General features: G+C 69.5%; 18 protein-coding genes. 4 read left to right on the top strand and 14 right to left on the bottom strand.

Annotated features, from left to right (window positions below):
• Positions 1-109: 109 nt before the first annotated feature.
• The 13 genes from ACQPXB_RS08490 to ACQPXB_RS08550 all read right to left on the bottom strand — a co-directional run bounded on the left by ACQPXB_RS08490 (position 110) and on the right by ACQPXB_RS08550 (position 11,391).
• Positions 110-3,001, bottom strand: a complete 2,892-nt coding sequence (locus ACQPXB_RS08490) for a BTAD domain-containing putative transcriptional regulator (protein WP_432850651.1) — start codon at positions 2,999-3,001, stop codon at positions 110-112.
• 41 nt (positions 3,002-3,042) lie between these two features.
• Positions 3,043-3,435, bottom strand: coding sequence for a hypothetical protein (locus ACQPXB_RS08495; protein ID WP_432850653.1), 393 nt, complete (start codon positions 3,433-3,435; stop codon positions 3,043-3,045).
• Between the two features lie 42 nt (positions 3,436-3,477).
• Entirely contained in the window at positions 3,478-3,924 is a 447-nt protein-coding gene (locus ACQPXB_RS08500; protein ID WP_432850655.1) for a pilus assembly protein TadG-related protein, read from the bottom strand.
• Positions 3,921-4,322, bottom strand: a complete 402-nt coding sequence (locus ACQPXB_RS08505; RefSeq protein WP_432850657.1) for a TadE/TadG family type IV pilus assembly protein — start codon at positions 4,320-4,322, stop codon at positions 3,921-3,923. Before ACQPXB_RS08505 ends, ACQPXB_RS08500 begins: the two co-directional genes overlap by 4 nt.
• 59 nt (positions 4,323-4,381) lie before the next feature.
• On the bottom strand, positions 4,382-5,314 hold the full coding sequence (locus ACQPXB_RS08510) for a hypothetical protein (protein WP_432850659.1): 933 nt from the start codon (positions 5,312-5,314) through the stop codon (positions 4,382-4,384).
• A gap of 78 nt (positions 5,315-5,392) precedes the next feature.
• Positions 5,393-5,803: a TadE/TadG family type IV pilus assembly protein gene (locus ACQPXB_RS08515; protein WP_432850660.1), complete on the bottom strand. Its 411-nt coding sequence runs from the start codon at positions 5,801-5,803 to the stop codon at positions 5,393-5,395.
• 17 nt (positions 5,804-5,820) lie between these two features.
• Positions 5,821-6,015, bottom strand: a complete 195-nt coding sequence (locus tag ACQPXB_RS08520; protein WP_432850662.1) for a hypothetical protein — start codon at positions 6,013-6,015, stop codon at positions 5,821-5,823.
• Between the two features lie 63 nt (positions 6,016-6,078).
• Positions 6,079-6,969, bottom strand: coding sequence for a type II secretion system F family protein (locus tag ACQPXB_RS08525; protein ID WP_432850664.1), 891 nt, complete (start codon positions 6,967-6,969; stop codon positions 6,079-6,081).
• Positions 6,966-7,877 carry a type II secretion system F family protein gene (locus tag ACQPXB_RS08530; RefSeq protein ID WP_432850666.1) on the bottom strand — a complete coding sequence of 304 codons (912 nt, stop codon included), beginning with the start codon at positions 7,875-7,877 and terminating at the stop codon, positions 6,966-6,968. Before ACQPXB_RS08530 ends, ACQPXB_RS08525 begins: the two co-directional genes overlap by 4 nt.
• A complete protein-coding gene (locus ACQPXB_RS08535) occupies positions 7,874-9,007 on the bottom strand; it encodes a CpaF family protein (RefSeq protein ID WP_432850668.1) in 1,134 nt (377 codons plus the stop codon). The genes ACQPXB_RS08530 and ACQPXB_RS08535 overlap by 4 nt, the downstream gene beginning before the upstream one ends.
• Before the next feature lie 245 nt (positions 9,008-9,252).
• Positions 9,253-10,170 carry a carbon monoxide dehydrogenase maturation protein gene (locus ACQPXB_RS08540; protein ID WP_432850670.1) on the bottom strand — a complete coding sequence of 306 codons (918 nt, stop codon included), beginning with the start codon at positions 10,168-10,170 and terminating at the stop codon, positions 9,253-9,255.
• Positions 10,170-10,667 (bottom strand): hypothetical protein, encoded by a 498-nt coding sequence (locus ACQPXB_RS08545; RefSeq protein ID WP_432850672.1) that lies wholly within the window; start codon positions 10,665-10,667, stop codon positions 10,170-10,172. The genes ACQPXB_RS08540 and ACQPXB_RS08545 overlap by 1 nt, the downstream gene beginning before the upstream one ends.
• Before the next feature lie 304 nt (positions 10,668-10,971).
• The gene (locus ACQPXB_RS08550; RefSeq protein WP_432850674.1) at positions 10,972-11,391 is read right to left on the bottom strand and encodes a hypothetical protein; all 420 of its coding nucleotides are present in this window, start codon (positions 11,389-11,391) and stop codon (positions 10,972-10,974) included.
• Positions 11,392-12,742: 1,351 nt separating this feature from the next.
• On the opposite strand from ACQPXB_RS08550, the gene ACQPXB_RS08555 reads away from it, so the two are divergent.
• The 3 genes from ACQPXB_RS08555 (at position 12,743) to ACQPXB_RS08565 (ending at position 16,487) form a co-directional block, all read left to right on the top strand.
• On the top strand, positions 12,743-13,411 hold the full coding sequence (locus ACQPXB_RS08555) for a prepilin peptidase (RefSeq protein WP_432850676.1): 669 nt from the start codon (positions 12,743-12,745) through the stop codon (positions 13,409-13,411).
• 2,033 nt (positions 13,412-15,444) lie between these two features.
• The gene (locus tag ACQPXB_RS08560; protein ID WP_432850678.1) at positions 15,445-16,302 is read left to right on the top strand and encodes a helix-turn-helix domain-containing protein; all 858 of its coding nucleotides are present in this window, start codon (positions 15,445-15,447) and stop codon (positions 16,300-16,302) included.
• Positions 16,299-16,487 carry a DUF397 domain-containing protein gene (locus tag ACQPXB_RS08565; RefSeq protein ID WP_432850680.1) on the top strand — a complete coding sequence of 63 codons (189 nt, stop codon included), beginning with the start codon at positions 16,299-16,301 and terminating at the stop codon, positions 16,485-16,487. The genes ACQPXB_RS08560 and ACQPXB_RS08565 overlap by 4 nt, the downstream gene beginning before the upstream one ends.
• A 360-nt stretch (positions 16,488-16,847) precedes the next feature.
• Here ACQPXB_RS08565 and ACQPXB_RS08570 read toward each other — a convergent pair whose 3' ends face one another.
• Positions 16,848-17,540 (bottom strand): haloacid dehalogenase-like hydrolase, encoded by a 693-nt coding sequence (locus ACQPXB_RS08570; RefSeq protein WP_432850682.1) that lies wholly within the window; start codon positions 17,538-17,540, stop codon positions 16,848-16,850.
• An 85-nt stretch (positions 17,541-17,625) separates the two neighbouring features.
• Here ACQPXB_RS08570 and ACQPXB_RS08575 point away from each other — a divergent pair, with 85 nt between their 5' ends.
• Positions 17,626-18,831 (top strand): helix-turn-helix domain-containing protein, encoded by a 1,206-nt coding sequence (locus ACQPXB_RS08575; RefSeq protein WP_432850684.1) that lies wholly within the window; start codon positions 17,626-17,628, stop codon positions 18,829-18,831.
• Positions 18,832-18,870: the final 39 nt, after the last annotated feature.

Genomic DNA, 18,870 nt, shown 5'->3' on the forward strand with positions numbered 1-18,870 from the left:
GGAAGAGATCGAGGTATTTTGCTGTTCTGCGCAACTGCCTTTACCGCCTACGAATGGCATCTCGATTCCGGTACGCGAGTTTCGTATTCGAGCTTCGCGCAGCGGTCATTCACGGTGCCGTGGATCGAGAAAGGTCCTCGACCGGCATTCCGGGGTCGCGGGCACGCAACCGCTGGGCGAGGTCGACGGTGTCCGCGGTGGGCATGGCGTCGATTTCGGCCAGACGGGTCCGCAGTAGGCTCAGGGTTCGGGAGATGGCGTCGTGCCGGCCGAGCGTGTGTTGCAGGCGCATGATGTCGCGGTAGAGCAGCTCGTTGTGGGGATCGAACGTCCGCGCGGTCTCCAGCAGATCCAGGGTGTAGTCGGGGTCGGTCGTGACCCGCGCGCGGGCGAGACCGGCCACAGCGTCGAGCGCGTCGCGGCGGGTCGCTTCCCGGGCAGCGATGAGCCACTCGGAATCCAGGCCCTCCGCCAAAGCACCGCCGTAGTGCGTGACGATCTCCTCGTAAGCGTCGGTGCGCCGTTCCGCTGTGGTGGCGGCGCGGCGGCGCGTCACCGCGTCGGCGAAGCCCCAGTAGTCCACCTCCACCACGGCCGGATCGAGCCGGTACTGGCCCTGCTCGGCCACCACCAGTTCGCCGGCGCAGCCGCCGGTGGCGGCATCGAGGGAGCGGCGGATGCGCGAGAGCACGGTGCGCAGCACGCTGGCTGGGTTGCGGGGCGGCACATCGGGCCAGAGGGCGTCGACGATGATGTCCCGGGATACACCTCCCGGATGCACTGCAAGAAAAACCAGGAGTTCGACCGGTCGACTGCTCAGCTCGCCAGACAGGTCACGCACCCCGGTCTCGGGCCGGCCGGGGCCGGGACGCCAGTGCAGGGCCGGAGCACCGAACACACTCAGTGCCAGGGGCACGGGTGGCCCGGAGCCCGCACCGGCCGCGCGCGGGCGCGGCACATCGCGCGGTTCGCCGGCCTTGGCCAGTGACATTTCCGGAGGGGGTGTCGACGCGGTGATTTCCAGGCGTTGCGGGCCGACTCCGGCGTTCTGGGTTGGGGACGGTGCGACCGCCTCCGATGGTGTCACAGCCAGTTGGGGCGCGGGCGCGTAACAGCGCGGGTCGGCATCGTCGGTCCCGCTTTCGGGGTTGTCGTGGGGCGTGGTGGTGTGCAGGAAGGCCAGCAGGTCGCGAGTCGCGGCCTCCGGCAACGTGAATGCGCGCGCCCCACGTAGGGGTTCGCCGGGGCCCGGATCGGTAGCGGAGATGATGCCGGCGGCGGTGACGTAGGCGGTCGCGCCGGGGCGCCATTGGCCCAGCAGCACGGCAGTGATTCCGGCGGTGCCGCCGTTGTCGAGCAGCTGCTGTAGGCGCGCTTGGGGGCTCGGCTCGCGCGGCGGTGTCGCGATCAACATGCGGGGCTGGTGTGGCTCGGCGGGGTCGGTGTCGAGCCGGCTTAGGGCCGCATCGAGATCGATCGTGACGGTGATGGCCCGTGGCAGGCTCGTGGCGGGTATTGACAGGCCGGTCACTCGAGACAGGTCGGCGGCGGGGACCAGAACCTTCGGCGCGGCCCGCCCGGCGGGCGCGGTAAGGATGTCGAGAAGCAGTGCGCGAGCTGCGGCGTAGGCGCCGGGCCCGACGAGCCCGAGGCCGTGCACATGGGCCAGGTCGAGCGCGATCTGCGTTCCTCCTCCTCCGAACCCGGCGGCCGCGGACTCGTCGCTCGCGCCGGGTGCGAGGGCGAGGTCGACCGCTGAGAGCGGGCTCCTCGGGCCGGTTCCTCCGCTCGCGCCGACGACCCTTCGAACTCCGGTTGTGAACACCTGCGCGGCGCCGCTCCCCGGGCTTCCGGCGGGTTCCGATGCGGCGATGGACTCGTTGGCGTCGTGCGGCTCGGTCGGGCGAGCTGCGTCCGGGGCAGGATTAGCGTCGCCGTCTGGTTCTGCGGGGTTGGTGACCGGGAGGTCGTCGTCGCACTGGGCGCGCAGATGGGCCTGGCGCAGCTGGTAGACGATCGGGGCGGCCGGGAGGTCGTCGCCGCGGCGACCGCTGCCGGGCTGGTAACGCGCGTGGCGGCGCCGACGGGCAAGCAGCAGCAGCGCACTCACCGCGGTCGCCAGCCCGAGCCCAATGAACACCTCGCCCTCGCCCCAGGTCACCACGCCCTCGCTGTGCTCGGCGCGCACCTTCGCCGGGGCGGGGGCGGCGACCGAGGCGGACGGCGGGACGGCCTGCGGGGATGGCGTCGGGTCCGAACTCGGCAGGGTCGGCGCGATGTGGTGCGGGGCGGCGGGTTGGACAGGATCGACCGTGGTGGAAGCCGGCTCACGGACGGGCAAACGAAGCAGGTCACCGGGGTGAAGCAGGTTGGGGTTGCTTAGAATTCGCCCCTGGGGCTGCGCGCTGCCGCGGTTGAGCGCCCAGATCTCCGGCCATCGATCGCCGTCACCGAGGCAGCGCTGCGCGACGCGCCACAACGAGTCGTGGACTCCGTTGCGCGGCTCGCGCACACGTTCGACACCAGGGCCCACGCGTTGCGCCGGCAGCGTCGCCTCGGGGGCCGCGGCGGTATCGCGGCCATCCGCCGCCGCAGCGACGGACGTGGTGTGGCTCTGAGGATGTCCGAGCGAGGGCGTGCTGGCTGGTGCCGCGGTGGCCGTGCGGCCGAGCAGCGCAACCAGCAGCGTGCCGACCAGGGCGGCAGCGATGCGGCGCACGGGCCCGCTGTGCTGCGGCCAGCGCGCGCCACGCACCACGTCCACCGTGCAGGCGGCGACGTCGAGGACGAACACCGTCCACAGCAGCCAGGCCACGCAGGCGAGCGTGTTGAGCAGGAACGTGCTCGACATCGGCGTCAGCAGCAGCGATTCGACCTCGTCGAGGCTCGGCACATGGTCGGGCAACGGCCACCCGACGCCGTAGATCAGCACGAGCGGGAGCCCCGCCAGTAGGGCCACGAGCAACGCGGCCGCGAACAGGCCGCGCACAGTCCAGCCCAATAGCCGGACCGTGCGCGCGACACGGTGACCAGGGGAGGCCATCAGCTGGGTGCCGCGCCTGCGACAGCAGGGTTCGGCGTGCTGAACTGCGGTGGCCGTGCGGCGGCTGCCGTGGGAGGCAGGCCGTTGTCCTTCGGGCTGCTGGTGCGCTTGCGCTTACCGGCCCGGACGGGCTTGGCGGCCTGGTCGCGCCAGCGGGCAAGGTCGGTTGTGGGGATGTCGGTGATCTGGGCCAGCTCGGGCACGTCGATGACATCCTCGGCCGCGGCGAGGGTTGCGCCGAGCTCTCGTTCGAGCTCGGCGAGCTGGCCGGCGAGGTCGCTGTGGCGACGGGCCAGCTCGCCGATCGTAGTGGCGGCCTTGGTTCGGCGGGCGCTGCGGGCGGAGTCGGTCTCCTCGAGGCGACGGGCGATCTCCTGTTCGGAGGTGACCATGCCTGTTCTCCCTTCCTGCTCGTAGATTGCTCGTAGTGGCGGTCAGGGCTCGATGGCGGTGACGCCGCGTTGGGGATGGGCGGCGCCGTGGCCGTGGGTGCGGATGTCGCGCACGCCGATCAGCGACATCAGCTGGGTTCGGTAGGTGGTGGTGATCTCGACGGTCACGGTGTCGCCGCCGACCTGGACGGTGCCGGTGGCGCCGACACTGGCGAGGTAGTTCTGGGCGAGCTGCTGTGCGTGGGCCGGGTCGAGACGGAGCTGGCCGGTGGTGCGGTAGGTCGTAAGGTCGAGGGCTTGAGCGCCGGCGCGGGCGGCGGATTCGGCCTGCCCGCCGGCACGGACCTTGCTGGCCAGCGCGAGGCCGCCGTCCAGACTCAGGCCAGCCAGGGCAAGCAGCGCAACGAGCAGGACGACCACGAGGACGGTCACCTGGCCGCGCTCGGCGCGCCACCAGTAACCCCATCCGCCCTCCGGTCGGCGGGTCATGGCGTGGCTCCGGCGGGTTGGGAGCGGTAGGTGTCGACGACTTCGCTGGCGGTGGAGGCGAGCGTCCTGGTGGAGGGGACGCCGAGGAGCGCGGCTTGCCCGAAGTCGACGCTGCAGCGCACGGTGACCGTGACGCTGCTGGCAGGGGCGAGGGTCCCGGTCAGGGCCGTGGTGATTGCACGGCACACGATCCCGGCCTGGGCGAGTGCGCTGCTGGCGGTGTCGCCCGCCGCGGTGGTGGCGGCCGCGATCGTGCGTTGCAGGGTGGCAGCGCGGGCGGCCTGGTGGGCGGCGTCGTCCAGCCGCAGCCGCGCGTCGACCCCGCGGTGCACGAACACGGCGACGAACACCAGCAGCAGCACCAGGAACGGGACCACGATCACCGTCTCGACGGTCACCGACCCCTGCTCATCGGCCCACCATCGCCGCAGCCACCCGACGGCAGGACGCAGGCGGGTCACGGTGATCCCCCGCCGTCACCTGCACGTCCGGTGCGGTTCCAGGTGGCGCGCCGGGAGGTGACGCCGCCGGGCTGTGGCCAGGTTGAGCGCGGCCGCTCCCACGGGAAGGTGCCGGCGCCGGTGACATCGCGAGCGGCGGTGATGTAGGCGAACACGCGTTGCGGGAGTTCCTCGGCGGCCTCGGCCAGCTGGTGCAGGAGGTCGCTTTCGGGCAGCTCAGCCAGAGCCCGGTCGGTGCGCGCGGTCAGCTCGGTGGACCAAGCTTGGGCCTCCCACGCGCGGGTCAGCGCCAGGCAGCCGTGCAGGTGAAGAACTACCTGGCCCAGGGCGTCGTCGATCACCGCGACGGCCTCCCGGGCCTCGGCGGCGAGCGCAGCGGTGTCGGTGTCGGGCTCGGTGGCGAGTTCGGCCGCGAGGCTGCGCGCAGCGCGGGTGCGGTCCAGGCAAGTCAGGGTCTGCCACACGAGCTGGTGCACCTCGGCGCAGAGCTGCGGGTCGAGCCAGGCACGCGCCGGGCTGCGATGCAGCTCGTCCACGCCGGCGACCAAATTTCTTACGCGCAGGTAATTTTCGGGTCCGAGGTCGGCGAAGTCCCTGCTGCGGAAGAAGAACTCGCCGCGGACGCGGTCAAGGCGGCACGGCCGGGCCAGCGGGTGACGGTGGTCGGTGGGCATGCGCAGGAACCTGCCGACCCCGACGGCCAGGATGATCCCGGCGCCCAAAACGGTGATCACCCTCAAGTTCGCGATGACGTCGGCCCATACGGGCAATACCTGGATCACGTCCGGCGCGGCAGCTCCGGCAAGTGCGATGAGGAGAGTCTGCGGCAGCAACAAGGCACGCAGGCGTTCACGGCGCCATCGGCGCCCTCGTGTCTGCGGGTTGAGCAGCAGCGTGTCGGGTCCGTCGTGGAAGGTCCCGGTGCGCACCGGCGTGGTGGTGATTCGTGTGGTCATGGCATGTTCCGTTCGCGTGCCGCGCCGCTTGTGTGCCTGCGGCGCGAGGTGTCAGCGGGCTCCCGGGATGTCGGGGACGAAGCGTTCGACTGCCCCGGCGGCTTCGGCGTGGACGTGCAGGTGCAGGCCGGGCACGACGGCGGCGGCCTCGCCCTGGACGGCGACCGACACCGCCGTCGGCCCTCGGGACACCGTCAACTGCGGGTTCTGCAGTGGTCCACGGGCGAGGTCTTCGAGCAGTTGTTGTCCGGCCGCGTGCCCGGTGCCGGCGGTGCCGTCCTGGGTGCGCGCGGCGGCGAGGGCTTGGGCGGTGGCGGCCTGGGCGACGTGGGTGGCGTGTGACCACAGCACAAACTGGATGATCGCCATCAGGGCCAGGAACAGCACTGGGATGACGATGACCAGCTCGGCGGTGACCTCGCCTCGGTCACCCCGCAGCGCGCGCTCGAGGCGTGCGCCCATCGTGGGAGGTGAGGGAGTCAGCTGCCGAGGTCGATCGAATTCGCCTTCGCGGTCAGCTTGGCCACGATGATCGCGACGATGGCGATCGCGGCGAGGGCCAGCAACGCGGTGACGATGACGGTGGTCGTGATCTCCCCGCGCTCCGACTCGGCCCGCAACACCGCGATGCGTGCGCAGACGACTGTCCAGAGGGTGTGCATGTTGTTCCACATCAAACTTCCTTCGTTGTCGTGGCGTGTTAGACCTTTCGTGTCAACCGGACGGTGCGGTCGCAGTTAAAGTCCATTGAGGACTTGCAGTACTGCCGGGTAGGCGATGAAGGTCAAGAAGCCGAGGAACAGCAGGGCCACGGGCAGGGCCATGCGTTCGGTGGCGGCTTGAGCATCGCCTTCGGCGTCGGTGAGCTGGTGGGTGCGCAGGGCCTTCGCTTTCGCGGCGAGCGACACGCGGATACGGGCGCCTTCGGTGCCGGCCAGCGAGAGCGAGGCGGCGAGCTCGGCCAACTCGGTGATGTCGAGTTCTTCGCCGAGCCGGCGCAGCGCGGCCCACGGGGTGGTGCGGGTGAGCTGGGCGGCGTGCAGAGCGTGGCGGATCTTGCCGAACGCGGGTCCGTGGCCGACAGTGACGGCGTCGATCAACGCGGCTTCGACACCGGCGCCGCCGGCGAGGGTGATCCACACCAGGTCGAGGTACGCCGAGAGCGCGGCTCGGAACTCGCGCCGGCAGCGGGCCGCCTTCGCTCGGACGACGAGGTCGGGCAGGCAGAAGCCCAGTGCGGCCAGGACCATCCCGCCTGCCAGCGACACCTCCGTTCCCAGCGCCACTCCGGCCGCCGCAAGCAGGGCGTGAAGCAGCCACGGCGCGAGGAGCCCCGCGAAGGCGAGCAGGCCTTTCGTGGCGAGGTGGGTGTCGGCGCCGCGGCCGAGGACCCGCAAGTCGGTCTCGATCGGGGCCCTGGGCAAGCCCAGGGCGCGCAGCAAGTGCACAACCGGTCGACCCCACCGCCGGACCCACGCGGCGTCGCGGGTGGTCGTGATCGGCGCCGCGGGCGATGGTACGAGCTGTGCGAGGCGCTCACCAAGCGCGGGGCGGGGCGGGAAGGCCCAAATCAGCAGCAGCCAGAGGCCACCGCCCGTGCCGGTGCCAAGCAGGAGCGCGGGAATCATCCGCGCTCACCTCCGTCGTGCGCCCCTGCGGCCCCGTCAGGCTCAACCGGCGTTTCGAGGATGAGGGGGCGGGTCTGGCCGGCGCTGGCGGCGATGCGGGTGAGCCAGGCGAACCCGGCGGCGAATGCTCCGCCGATGAGCAGCAGGACGAGCTGGCCGCCAGCGGTGTTGTAGACGTCGAGATAAGCGCGGTCGAACACGACGACCCCACCAGCGAAGACCAGCGTGGTGGCCACAACCACGCGGACCGAGGTGCGGATGCGGGCGCGCCCGGACTCGATTCGCATCCACGTCGCCGCCTGCTCGCGCGCGGTGGTCGCCAGCGAGCCGAGCAGGTCGGTGAGCTGGCGGGCCTGTCGCTCGGCGGCCAGCACCAAGGCGGCGAGGACGAGGTCGGCCATCGGATGGCCCAGCTCCCCGGCCAGCTGCCGCAGCGCCTGCGCCAGACGCTGCCCGCTCGACAACCTGGCGGCGAGACTGGTGATCTCGGGTCGGATCGCGGGCGGGGTGAGACGGGCGGTCTCGAGCATGGCTTGCTCGAGACCGGCGGCGGCGGAGAGGACGTCGCGCAGCATCTCCGTCCAACCGGCGATCGCCTCAATCCGCGCAACCCGCCGCGCGTGCGTACGGTCCGGGCCGACGAGCTGGGGCAGGAACCAGACCGCCGCCGCGGCCAGCACCACGCCGACCACCCAGCCGGTCACGGCCGCGGCCACGATGCCCGCGGCGAGCGCCACGGACAGGCGCAGCAGCACCCGCCGATCCCGCAACTTGCGCGCGAGAACCTGCAGGCGACTGACTTTGACACTCGTGGGCGTGCCACGACGCCCGGTGGCAAGGATGAGCAGGACCCCGCCGGCAGCACCGGCGCCGAGGCCGGCGGCGATGAGCATGGTGTCGATGGTCATGGGGTCCACCACCCTTCGGGCTGGGTGAGCAGCTCCGAGTCGAACCCGGCCGCGACCAGGTCGTCGAGGGTGTCGGCGCGCAGCGCTCCTGGCACCGGGACGGCGCGACGGTCCGGACCGCGGCGGTAGACCTCGTTGGAGATCACCGTGCCGCCGTCGGCGTCGACGACCTCGCGGATCGAGGCGATCACCCGCGTAGTGCGGTCGGCGGCACGGTCGAGGTGGACGACGAAATGCACCGCGCTCGCCACCAGCAACGCGGTCGACTCCAGCGACAGTCGCTCCGGGCCTTGGGCGGCGTAGGAGGCCAGGCGGGTGAAGGCGATCTTCGAGCTGGAGGCATGCAAGGTGGCCATCGAGCCGTCGTTGCCCTGCGACATCGCGTTGCACATCGGGATGACCTCGGGGCCCCGGATCTCGCCGACGATCACGCGGTCCGGCGACATCCGCAGGCCCCACCGGACCAGCTCGGCCTGATCGACCGCGCCTTCGCCCTCTACGTTCGCCTCTCTGGCCTGCAACGCGGTCACGTCCGCGTGCAGAGCGGGATCCCGATCGAGACCGAGCTCGAACGCATCCTCGATGGTGACCACCCGCTCCATCGGGTCCATCTCCGAAGCCAAACCGCGCAGCAGCGTCGTCTTGCCCGCCCCGGTGCCGCCGGTGATCAACGCGTTCTTCCGCGCCCGCACCATCGCACGGAGGAATCGCTCCAGCCCGACGTCGAGAGTGCCGCGTCGGCGCAGTTGCCCGAGGGTGGCGGTCAGGTAGCCGTGCCGGCGGATCGTGCAGGCCGTCACCCCGCCCGCCGTCAGCCCCAGGACCGCGAACAGGCGCTCTCCACCCGGCAGCTGGAGATTCAACGCGGGCGAGCCGCGATCGAACCGTCGTTCCTCCGACGACGCGCGCGCCGCGAGAGTGCGGATCAGCTCGGTCAATTCCTCATTGGACGCTGCCACCGGTGCGGCCCGCGTACGGCGCCCGTCGTTGTGCTGGACGAAAACCCGGTCGAAGCGGTTCACCGCGATCGTCTCCACACTGGAATCCGCGAGCAGCGGTTGCAGGCCGCCAAGGCCGAACACCTCGTCGAGCACCTGGTCGACCAGCCGCTGCTCCGTCGCGGAGTCCACCAGCGCGCGCCCGGCAAGCAGCTCGGCTTCGCTGTGCTTAGCGATCGCCGTCTCGAGTAGCTCGCGGCCGATCTCTCGGCGCCGAGACAGGCTCAGCGGATCACCCGAGGACTGTGCGGCAGCGTCGACTTGCGTCGGAAGGTCGGCGATGACTGCGTGGCGAAGCCGAGTGCGTAGCCGGTCCTCACCTGGGCTCGGCTCAGTTGCCGCCGAGCGAGTCGTTCGGGGAGCGTTGCCGGTCGACGTCATGCCGAATCCCTCCCGACAACACGAAGAGGATGGCCGTTGCGCGCTGAACCGACGTCTCGTGCCGGCGGCATGGGTACCGGTCGCAGGTGCTGAAGCGGTGGGTGCGGGTACCGGACGACCTCGCCGCCGGGAAGCCGCACTTGCTGGGACGGACCCCCAGGCACGGTGAACAATCCGCCCACTGGCGATGGCAACGTCGAGGTCGGTGCGCCGGTGACCAGGCTGCGCGCAAGCAAAGCGGCCTGCCGGTCCAGCGCGCCGGGGCGGCGGCGACGCCTACCGCCTGGGACGGCTCCGACGGCCGGGTCGTGCGGAATCCGCCCCACGGCGGGCACGCCGAGGCCGCGCTCGACATCGGCCGTCGGGTATCCCTCTCCCACGAGCAACAACCCCGGTCGAGGCGTCCAGCCGGCCAGCTCCGTCAGCCGGGCCGCGGCATGCGCGAGATCCTCGGCGTGCGTCCGCGTCAGAACCAGCAACGTGTCGGACTGGCGCGCAACAGCTTCTGCCGGGGAGCCGGGGTCGATCCGGCCGCAGTCGGCTAGCACCACGACGCGGGGATCGCGCGACAATTCGCGCAGCATCGACCTTCCCGCCCCGGCGGCCATCGTGTGCAACGCCGCACGCGCGTGAACACCGCCGGGTGGTGCCAGCAGCATCCGCACACCGTCCGGCAGCGGACGGGTGTGCTCCCACACGGCTGTGGGGTCACCGGTGCGGCGCGCGACCGCGGCCAAGCTCACCAGACCGGGGGTGGCGGGCACGCCGAACCGCATTGCCAGATCGCCGCCGGACGGGTCGACCTCGGCGACCAGGCGGTAGGTGAGCTCCGGCCGCGGCCACTGCGTCGCCAGGGCCACGGCCACCGTGGTCACTCCGGGGGAGCCCTTCAGCGAGCACAAGGCCACCAGCATCAGCGCCCACCGCCCGCGGACTGAAGTACCAGCGCCAAACGCCCGGCCTGGACCTGCGCCAGCTGCGCAGCTCCAACCTCGTCGAGATCTAGCGAGACAACCGTCGTCTGGTCACCGGCCGCCGAGGTCATGCCGACGACCGTCCCCAGCCATGACGTGCCCGAAACAGGTCCCGCGTCGCCTGGTGCAGCTTCGCCGCTCGCCGTGACGACCACGGCGACCCGGGAGCCTGCGGCGAGCTCCGGCGGGAACTGGCCGGGTTTCACTCCGACCGCAACCACGCAGCGCCCTGCTGCCGGTATCGCGGTCGCACCGACGGCGTCCGGCGTGAGCAACGCCCCCGGGCCCAGGCTGGTCGCCATCGTCCGCCCCACCAGGCCCCGGGCCTGATCCGCCGGGACGACGACCAGCCCTGGCCCCACCGACACCTCGACGCTGCGCAGATCGACCGGGGCGAGCACATGCCCGACCAGCACAGAATGCGCGGTCGCCAGCACGGCAACTCGCTCATGGCTTGCGGTCGTCCACCACACCGCGCCTCCGACGCACAACACCACCAGCAGAACGCCCGCCACCAGATGCGGCAGTCGGCGACGACGGCGCGGTGCCGCCGCTCCGCGCGACCCCGAAGGGCCCAGCCACGAAACCGGCCGGAGCCCGTCCGAGGACGCGCGGCCCCTCGTGGATGTGTCGGTACTCGTCATGACGGCCCTCCAAGCATGGCTAACCCGCACCGCGAATTCATGGAAACCGCAGTCCAGAAAGGAAAACGATGATTCAGTTCAAGGCGCGGGCGTGGCCCTAGCCGGTTCCGAGGGCTTGCGACTCAGCGACCCGCAACGCCGCCGACCCGCTGGTGGTGAAGTCCGGGAACGTCCCTGATGCGCCGGCGCCCGCCCACGTGATCCGCCACGACACCGTCGCCGTGACGGGAAACCGTTCGACCGGCATGCCGGCCGAAGAATGCTGATACGTGTGCCCGCAGTCCGGCGACGCCGCTTTCGGGTCGCGCGAACCGGGGAATGGTGTTCCCGGCCCGGCGCAGGTCACTGTCGTGCCGTCCCCCATCGACCACGCCACCGACGTCGGCGTCGCCGTCGCGGTCACTGACACCGCGGGTACCTCAGCCGTGGCCGTGCGCGCCTGCCAGAACCCGCGGTCCAGCCAGAGCCACGTCGGCAGACGCACCAGCTGAGTCCCGGCCGGGCTCGACGCGATCACCGGGCTAGGCAACCGCAACTGTGACCGAGCCTGCCGCGCCAGCTCTTCTGGCGAGGGAGCCGGCCCGCCTCCTGGGGCTTGGTCATCAGGAATCCAGACCGGGGCGCGGTACAGCGCGTCCCGCGCTCCTGGTCCCGTGCAGCGGTAGACGTACCACGCACCACTCGTGCTCCCGGCCTGCGCCGGCAACGCGTGACCCTGCTCGGCCCGGGACAACGACACGAACCTCGCACCTGTCGAACTCGGCCGGTAGCTTGCGGTCTTCACACCCGACGGGGGCTGGTAGTCGCTGCGCACGTATGAGCACTGGGCACGATCGTCCTTCCCGACCTTGGTATCATCCGGCGGAGTGGAAGGAGCCTGCTCTCCGGGCTCCTTCGGCGGCAGCGAACCGCCACGGCCTGGCGGGGGAGTTGCCTCGTTCCCGCCTTGCCCCGCACCGAGCTCACAACCCGCGTAAGACGACTGGCCACAGTCGACATCGCCGTACCAGTCGCCCGCCAGCGCCGGCCCCGCGCACGCGAGCACGGCCGAGGAGGTCAACACCGTCAACGCGGCCGCGCGTTTGACGGTCAGCATGAGCCTGTCCCCGCCACGGCGAACCGAGTCACCCTCCACGAGTCGTCGACCGCCAGCTTGACCTCGGCGTTGATCAAGTGCTTGCCGCCAGGCTCAGTGTCGACGGGCTTCCCGTGTCAGCACGGTACTTCAACCATCCGCTCGCGTCTGAACAATCACGGATCCGGACGGTCTTCGGGGCGCTCTGCGGCTCCACAGACTCAACGACCGGCACACTGACGGGTCGCCCCTTCGTGATCAGGCCATTCGCGTGGTCGGCGTACATTTGCCTAGATAGCACTGAAAGCGCGTCACCAGTCGCGTGGTCAGACAGCCGCGACGACTGCCAATCGGACGTCGCAGCCACGGCGGCGACGTCGCCCCACATCGCCAAGTACGCCCGGGTTGCCTTCTGCGACGCGACTTCTTCGGGCGACGCGGCCGCGCTGCTCGGGGTTGACGACGATGTGGTTGGCGTCGCTGGTGTGGGGACTGAGGCGCCACCAGATCCACAAGCCGTTGCACCCAGGCCTATCCCGATCGTCGCAACCAGCGCAGCCGTGCAAGTGCTCCTATTCGAAAGACGTGTCATTGTCGCCCCTAGATCGTCGGCATCCCTTGCCCCAGGTGCGTGTGCTCCCCGGACTGACCACATCAAGCGCGGAATCAGTGCGAGGCAGACCTTTCCGGCCAGAAGGCGGCACTCGTGGGCTCGTCGGTAAAGTTCACCCGATGGTTTGGGCAGCGTCATGATCGACGCTTCGACGGCTGCGGTTGTGTACATCCTGGGCAGGTGGGAACCGAGGCCGCTGCGCAGCTCGCGCACATCCATGGGTGGTCGATCCTCGGCGCCGTCCTCACCGGGCTCGCACTCGGAGCCGCAGCAAGCGTGCTCACACGCCGGTTCGTACCGCTTGACCGCGTTGTCGCCAGCTCCTGGTGGCTGGGAGCTCTGATGACAGCCGCAGTGCTGGGCCTCCTTGCCTGGCGCGTGCGCACCGACGGCGAATTTGTAGTCGACGGGTTCGTTGCCGTGCTGGCGGTGCCGCTCGCGTTGATCGACTGGTCCGAGCACAGGCTGCCCCGGGCGCTGTTGTGGCCGCAGCTGGCCGTCGCCCTGGCCGGGTTCTTGCTCTTGTGCTTGGAAAGACACGACTTCGCACCCGGTGTTCGGGCCATTGCTGCTCTCGCTGCAGCCGGCGGCCTGTTCCTGGCACTGGCCCTCGTGACTGCCGGAGGAGTAGGAGCCGGAGACGTCGGCGCGGCAGCAGTGGTCGGCCTGGTGGCAGGGTGGATCGGATGGCCGTTTGTCGCCGGCGCGCTGCTCACAGCATCGGTCCTGGCGCTCGTCCTTGTCGCCGCCCCAGAGGTGAGGCAACGCAACGCCGAGGGCGCTGTAGTGGTGCCCTTCGGCCCCTGCTTGTTCGCCGGGACACTCGTGATGGTCGTGGTGGCCGGCTAGCTCAACGGCGGCAGGTAACGAACGACGGTGTCGCACGCCGCGACTCTCCGCAGTTCGCAGCGTCGCGCGGCCGAACCGGGTTGCCGAGGCTGGGGTGGCGCAAGATGGGAGAGGCGCCACCCCAGCGCGCGAACTCGAGCGCAGAACTGCCCGCCCCTCGACGGGATCGACAGCTCCAACAGGTGACTCGACTCGCATACCTCCACGATGAAGTTTTGCGTCCAGTGAAGGAACAGAACGGCGATCACAGTGGTGTGCCGTTCCTGTGCCGGTTTTGTGCCACTGTTGTCAAGGCGACAATCGTTGCCGAATCCGATTCTCGCCATCGCGTCGGCTCGTGCCGCGCGCAACTCATGCATGCGCGCCTCTCTGTCGGATCTTGGCCAACACGGCATCGCCCGATGTAGTGAGCTCGAGCCGATGCGTCGCCGCTTCGAGAACGAGGTGACCGGACGTCAAGAGCTCGCCGCACGCCTGGGCAACCCAGTCCGGCACTGCCATCCCTCCGTCAGTGACCAAGAATTCGCCATGCCAGCGCAGCGCGCCTCCCTCGACTCGACGCAGAGCGCACTGAGACGGCACGTCGACCTCTGTTCCGTCGGTTGTCACGCCGCCTCGCCGATCATCGGATGGGACCGGACGGAAGCGTGCAAGCCACTGAGCTCCACGCCGAATTCCTTGTCGATCACCACACTCGTACGATCTGCCAATTCAGTCCCCTGCGGACCGTCGGACTGCGCGCGGTGAGGGGCAGGCAGGGGCCCGGGATGGCTGCGGGGTACCGCTTCTCCCTCGTGCGTTGATCTGTCCAGCCGTGCGTGGACCTCGAGCGCCGTTCGCAGGAGCGCACGCAACTGACCCACCTCCCGCGGCCGAAGAGTCGCGATACCGGACGCGTCGAACGAAAGTCGCGGACCTCGTTCATCGAGCGACACCCGCACGTACGAGCGTCGCCCATCACCGTCACGGCACGACACGGCCCATGCGCGTCGCCCCGACTTCCAACCGGCTTTGATCAGCACAGCCAGAACTCCCCGTCGGTTGCGTGCCTTCCGAGTCCGCGCCGATCGTGCGTGGCCGCTGTCACCGCCGGCGTCGGGTTCGCACCGAGGCAACGAACGCATGCCTTCGTGTTTCCCTGCCCCGTCGCGCCTGCCCGTGCTCGACGCGAGTGCTGGCTCGCGGATGGACACCGTCGTTGAGCGCACATCCTCCGACATATCCACCGCCGGGCGGCTACCTCCACCGATCGGGACATCAGAGTCATCACGGTGCGGAAATGACGAGAACCACGGGCTGTCCGGGTTACGCCGATTCGGAAGCGGTGGGGGAACCCAACCGGGTACCCGCTTCGGCAACGACGGCATCGGCCCCTCGAGTTCAAGGGCGTTCCTCTGAGGCCACGCAGGGAAGCACTGGGGGCAGTACTCCATCTCGCGGCGAGCGGAACGCGTTCGAACGCAGGCCACGCCGCACTCCGATAGGCCAAAAGACCGTCCGGCGCCGTGCAGTCGGTCTTCGTTGCCGGGCGTCACCCGGTGAAGGAACCTGCCGCTCCAAAGTCCAGGCCACATCGTCTGCTGCACGCTGGTGTCGTCGTCCATCCGTCCACTCCTGTGGTGGCGAGGGACCTGGCAACGGTCGGGGATGCGCCGCCAGATCCCTCGCGTTCGGGGGAAGCGAGCGGCGGAACGGAGCGTCACAGCACCTGGGGGCCGGTCTCCACGCCCCGCCACTCGCCTCAGGAACCCGGGCGCCTGTGCGGGAAGGCGTCGCCCGGGCGAACCGGATGCAGGTGAAACCACTTTTGACGTTGCGGTCGCAGCTGCGGGTCGTCGGCTTGTCGCGCGGAGAAGGGGAGATGCCGGCACCGCGTCTACGCCATAGCCGGTCATGGCCATCCCTTCCGCCGTTGCCAACGTTTCCAATGTTGCTAAAGTAACGACAACAATGGCAACACTGGCAACACTGGAGAGCAATGACCCGTTCAGGTGATCTAGGCCCTCACGCACCGCTGCCCTATCCTGTGTTGCATGCCTGGCAACACGGCGACCACCAAGTCCAAAGCAGTCGGCGCCAAGCTGAGGAAGCTGCGAGAAGAACGGGGCCAATCGCTGCGGTCCGCAGCTGCTGACCTGGGCATCGATCCCAGCACGTTGCTCCGCTACGAGACCGGAGAACGAGGTCCGAAGACAGAGACTGTCGCGCGAATTCTCGGCCACTACGGCATCAACAACGGCCTGTACGACGAGATCATGGGCATGCTCGCCGACGTCGACGCGTCGCAGTGGCTCGCGATCTCGTTGCCAGAGCAACGGCAACAGACTGCCGCGTTGCTGGACTTCGAAGCGGCGGCCGGCACCATCACCGAGGTCGCCCCGCTACTGGTCCCCGGTCTGGTACAGACGGCGGACTACACACGCGCGATCATGTCCGGCGGCACGGTGCCGCCCGACGAGGTCAGCCTGCGTGTCGCTACACGCCTCGGTCGTCGAGAAGTGGTGAGCACCGACAAGACCAACCCCGCGAACCTGGTTGTACTGGTCGGCGAGGCCGCACTCCGACAGGTGATTGGCACCAGGGAAATGATGGCAGAGCAGCTTGCCTACCTGATGAAGGTCGCGAACTGGCCGCACGTGGACCTGCGAGTGGTGCCATTCGCGAGCGGTTGGCATCCGGCCTTGGAGGGCGCGTTCACGTTGATCGACCCGCGGGCCGACGGGTTCTCGATCGTGTTCCTCGAGAACCGGCGAAGCGGCCTGATCCTGCACGAGGAGGGTGACGTGAAGGCGTACCGCGATGCGGTCCCCCTCGTTTCCTCCGCCGCACTGAGTCCTGCGGATTCGATCGAGTTCGTCTCCCGCCTGCGCGAGGAAATGAGGACAAAATGACAGCACCGACAACTGGCGACCGCTGGCGGAAGCCGCGTCGGAGCCAGAATGGCAACAACTGCGTTGAGGTCGCGGTCGCACCGCTTGAAGTCGGCGTCCGCGACACGAAGGATCGAGACGGCGGGCAGCTGTCCGTCACGGGCACTGCATGGCGAGCACTGATCAACAACTTCAGGCGCGACTGATCGAACCACCTCGGTGCCCCGGTGCGTTGTCGCCGGGGCATCCGTGCGTTCGAAGCCGCTGCGCCATCGCAGAGCTGCGTGCGGATGCGGCGACTGACCACCAAAATTCACTCCTTGGGGGAGTTTCCATCCGTCCTCATGGCGTCGCCGGTAGCGTCAAAGACGCCCTCGGCGCGCCCTCCCCCTTAGCGTGCCGAGGGCACTGACGTGAGCCCCCGCAGCTGCGACCGGGTCGCACGAATCGGACCTGGCCATCGCTTGCGTGCAGACAAGGAAGATCTCGGGCTGCTGCGCGGTCAAGAGCTCGGTCGGCTGTGCTCAGTCGCAGCGCCGAACGAAGTGCCCCACTGCTTCTGCGCCTCACAGCACGGGGAAGGTGTGCAGGCTGGCGATTACGCGTTCGGCACCGGCAGCGCGGAGGTCATCTTCAGTACTTTTGCCAGTGGCCACGGCGATCACGTCGACCCCTGCGGTGAGTGCAGCCTTCACGTCGTTGGGCGTGTCCCCGACAATCACGGTGCCCGGGCCCTCGAAGCGTGTCCCGGTGCGTCGTTCAGCACGCTGCTGCGCAATCGCCACAAGCTTCGGCCGGTCAGCGTGATCGTCACCGAACGCGCTGGCCTCCAGGTCAAGGTACTTGTCCAGGCCGAAGACCTCCAGCTTGATCCGTGCCACTGCACGCAGGTTGCCGCTGAGCACGGCCTGGTAGATGGCCGAGTCACCAGCGAGCCGAGCCAGCGTCTCCTCAGCGCCTGGCAGTGCGCGCCCGGTCGTTCGCAGCTCGTCGCGGGCGTCTTCGTATTCCTGCACGAGGGCATCTGCCAGGCGCGCGACCGCGTCGGTCGTGGGTTCGATGTCGTTGATCCGCAGGGACTCGGCCATGATGTCCAGCTCGGTACGCCCGGCGATCTTCGCCAGCTTGCGCAGCGGTTGGCCCGTCGCGGCGGGGAAAGCGCGGTCGTAGATTGCTCGCCCCACGCCACGGGTTTCGATCAGCGTGTGGTCGACATCCCACAGCACAAGTGTGCGGGGCGAGCGGTCGGGGACGGTCATGCTCACAAGTCTGCCAGCTGTGACGTCAGGTACCGGACGCGTTACTATTCGCGCAGGTCAAACCTGGCGAGAGGGGCAGGGGCAGGTGACCGACGAGAATTTGGCGCGCGTGGTCGGTGGCCGCGTTCGGTTCTTCCGGTCGGCAAAGCCGTTGGCGAAGACGGTCGCCGCCGGCTTAGCCGGAATCACGCCGGACTACCTGTACCAGATCGAGCGCGGCATCAAGATGCCCACAATCCCGGTCCTCGTGCAACTGGCACAAGTTCTGGACGTCGAGCCGGGTGACCTGCTCAACGAGATACCCCCGGCTCGCCGCAAGCGGGTCACCGCCAACGCGGGCGACTCGTTGCAGCGGGCCTTGACCCGACCGACGACCGCGGCGGGAGCCCCGGCTCTCGACGATCTACGCGAGGACGTCGTGCGCGCCTGGCGCACTTGGCAGACTGCGCCGCACCGCTACAGCGAGCTGACCGCCGAGCTGCCCGAGACGATCGCCGAGGTGCGGGCAGCAGTGAAGTTCAGCGATGCCCGCGACCAGCGAGCCGCGCACCGGTACGCCGCGGACCTCTACGGCCTCGTGCGCACCGTGACCAAACGGGTCGGTCGCGGCGACCTTTCCCTGCTCGCGGCCGACCGTGCGCTGCGAGAAGCCGAGGCTGCCGACGATCCGATCCGAATGGCAGCCGCACGCTGGAACCTGGGCCAGGTGCTCCTGGCCAACGGCAACGCCGACGGAGCTGAAGAGGAAGCGGTTCACGCCCGCGCCAGTCTCCGGCCCCTCATTGAGGACGAAAACGTCGACGCGCTGGCGCTGTCTGGCTCGCTGTTGCTGCTCTCGGCTATCGCCGCCGTCCGCGGCGGCAACCGCTGGACAGCCCGAGATCGTCTCCGCGAAGCAGTGCCCCTCGCCCAGCGGGTCGGCGAGCATAACGCCTGCTGGACAGCGTTCGGCCCGACCAACGTCGCGATGTTCGCCGTGAGCATCGAGGTCGAGTCCGGCGAAGCCGTCGAAGGGCTGCGGCTGGCCGAGACGATCGACCACGGTAGGTCTCCGTCAGTTGAGCGCCGTGTCGCGTTTCTCGTCGATCAGGCCAAGGGCTACGCGCAGCGTCGTGACTACTCGGGCGCTCTGCTCATGTTGCAGGCCGCCGAGGCAGAGGCTCCTGAAGACATCCAGTACCGCCCGGCGGTGCACGCCGTCCTCGGGACGTTGACCGACCGGGGGCGCGGATCCGTCGCGCGACAAGCCGCGTCACTTGCGACGCGCGCGGGGCTACCCGCGACGCAGTGAAGGCACCCGAGCTGACAGTTCGGGTTACCCGCTAGTAGC

The sequence above is a fragment of the Amycolatopsis sp. CA-161197 genome (assembly GCF_050942255.1).
Classification (GTDB): Bacteria; Actinomycetota; Actinomycetes; order Mycobacteriales; family Pseudonocardiaceae; genus Amycolatopsis.

What these genes read in the sequence shown, in the direction of transcription:
- ACQPXB_RS08495 (WP_432850653.1), bottom strand. Translation starts at nt 3,435, where the DNA reads ATGGTCACCTCCGAACAGGAGATCGCCCGTCGCCTCGAGGAGACCGAC.
- ACQPXB_RS08500 (WP_432850655.1), bottom strand. Translation starts at nt 3,924, where the DNA reads ATGACCCGCCGACCGGAGGGCGGATGGGGTTACTGGTGGCGCGCCGAG.
- ACQPXB_RS08515 (WP_432850660.1), bottom strand. Translation starts at nt 5,803, where the DNA reads ATGGGCGCACGCCTCGAGCGCGCGCTGCGGGGTGACCGAGGCGAGGTC.
- ACQPXB_RS08520 (WP_432850662.1), bottom strand. Translation starts at nt 6,015, where the DNA reads ATGTGGAACAACATGCACACCCTCTGGACAGTCGTCTGCGCACGCATC.
- ACQPXB_RS08525 (WP_432850664.1), bottom strand. Translation starts at nt 6,969, where the DNA reads ATGATTCCCGCGCTCCTGCTTGGCACCGGCACGGGCGGTGGCCTCTGG.
- ACQPXB_RS08530 (WP_432850666.1), bottom strand. Translation starts at nt 7,877, where the DNA reads ATGACCATCGACACCATGCTCATCGCCGCCGGCCTCGGCGCCGGTGCT.
- ACQPXB_RS08540 (WP_432850670.1), bottom strand. Translation starts at nt 10,170, where the DNA reads ATGCTGGTGGCCTTGTGCTCGCTGAAGGGCTCCCCCGGAGTGACCACG.
- ACQPXB_RS08560 (WP_432850678.1), top strand. Translation starts at nt 15,445, where the DNA reads ATGCCTGGCAACACGGCGACCACCAAGTCCAAAGCAGTCGGCGCCAAG.
- ACQPXB_RS08565 (WP_432850680.1), top strand. Translation starts at nt 16,299, where the DNA reads ATGACAGCACCGACAACTGGCGACCGCTGGCGGAAGCCGCGTCGGAGC.
- ACQPXB_RS08570 (WP_432850682.1), bottom strand. Translation starts at nt 17,540, where the DNA reads ATGACCGTCCCCGACCGCTCGCCCCGCACACTTGTGCTGTGGGATGTC.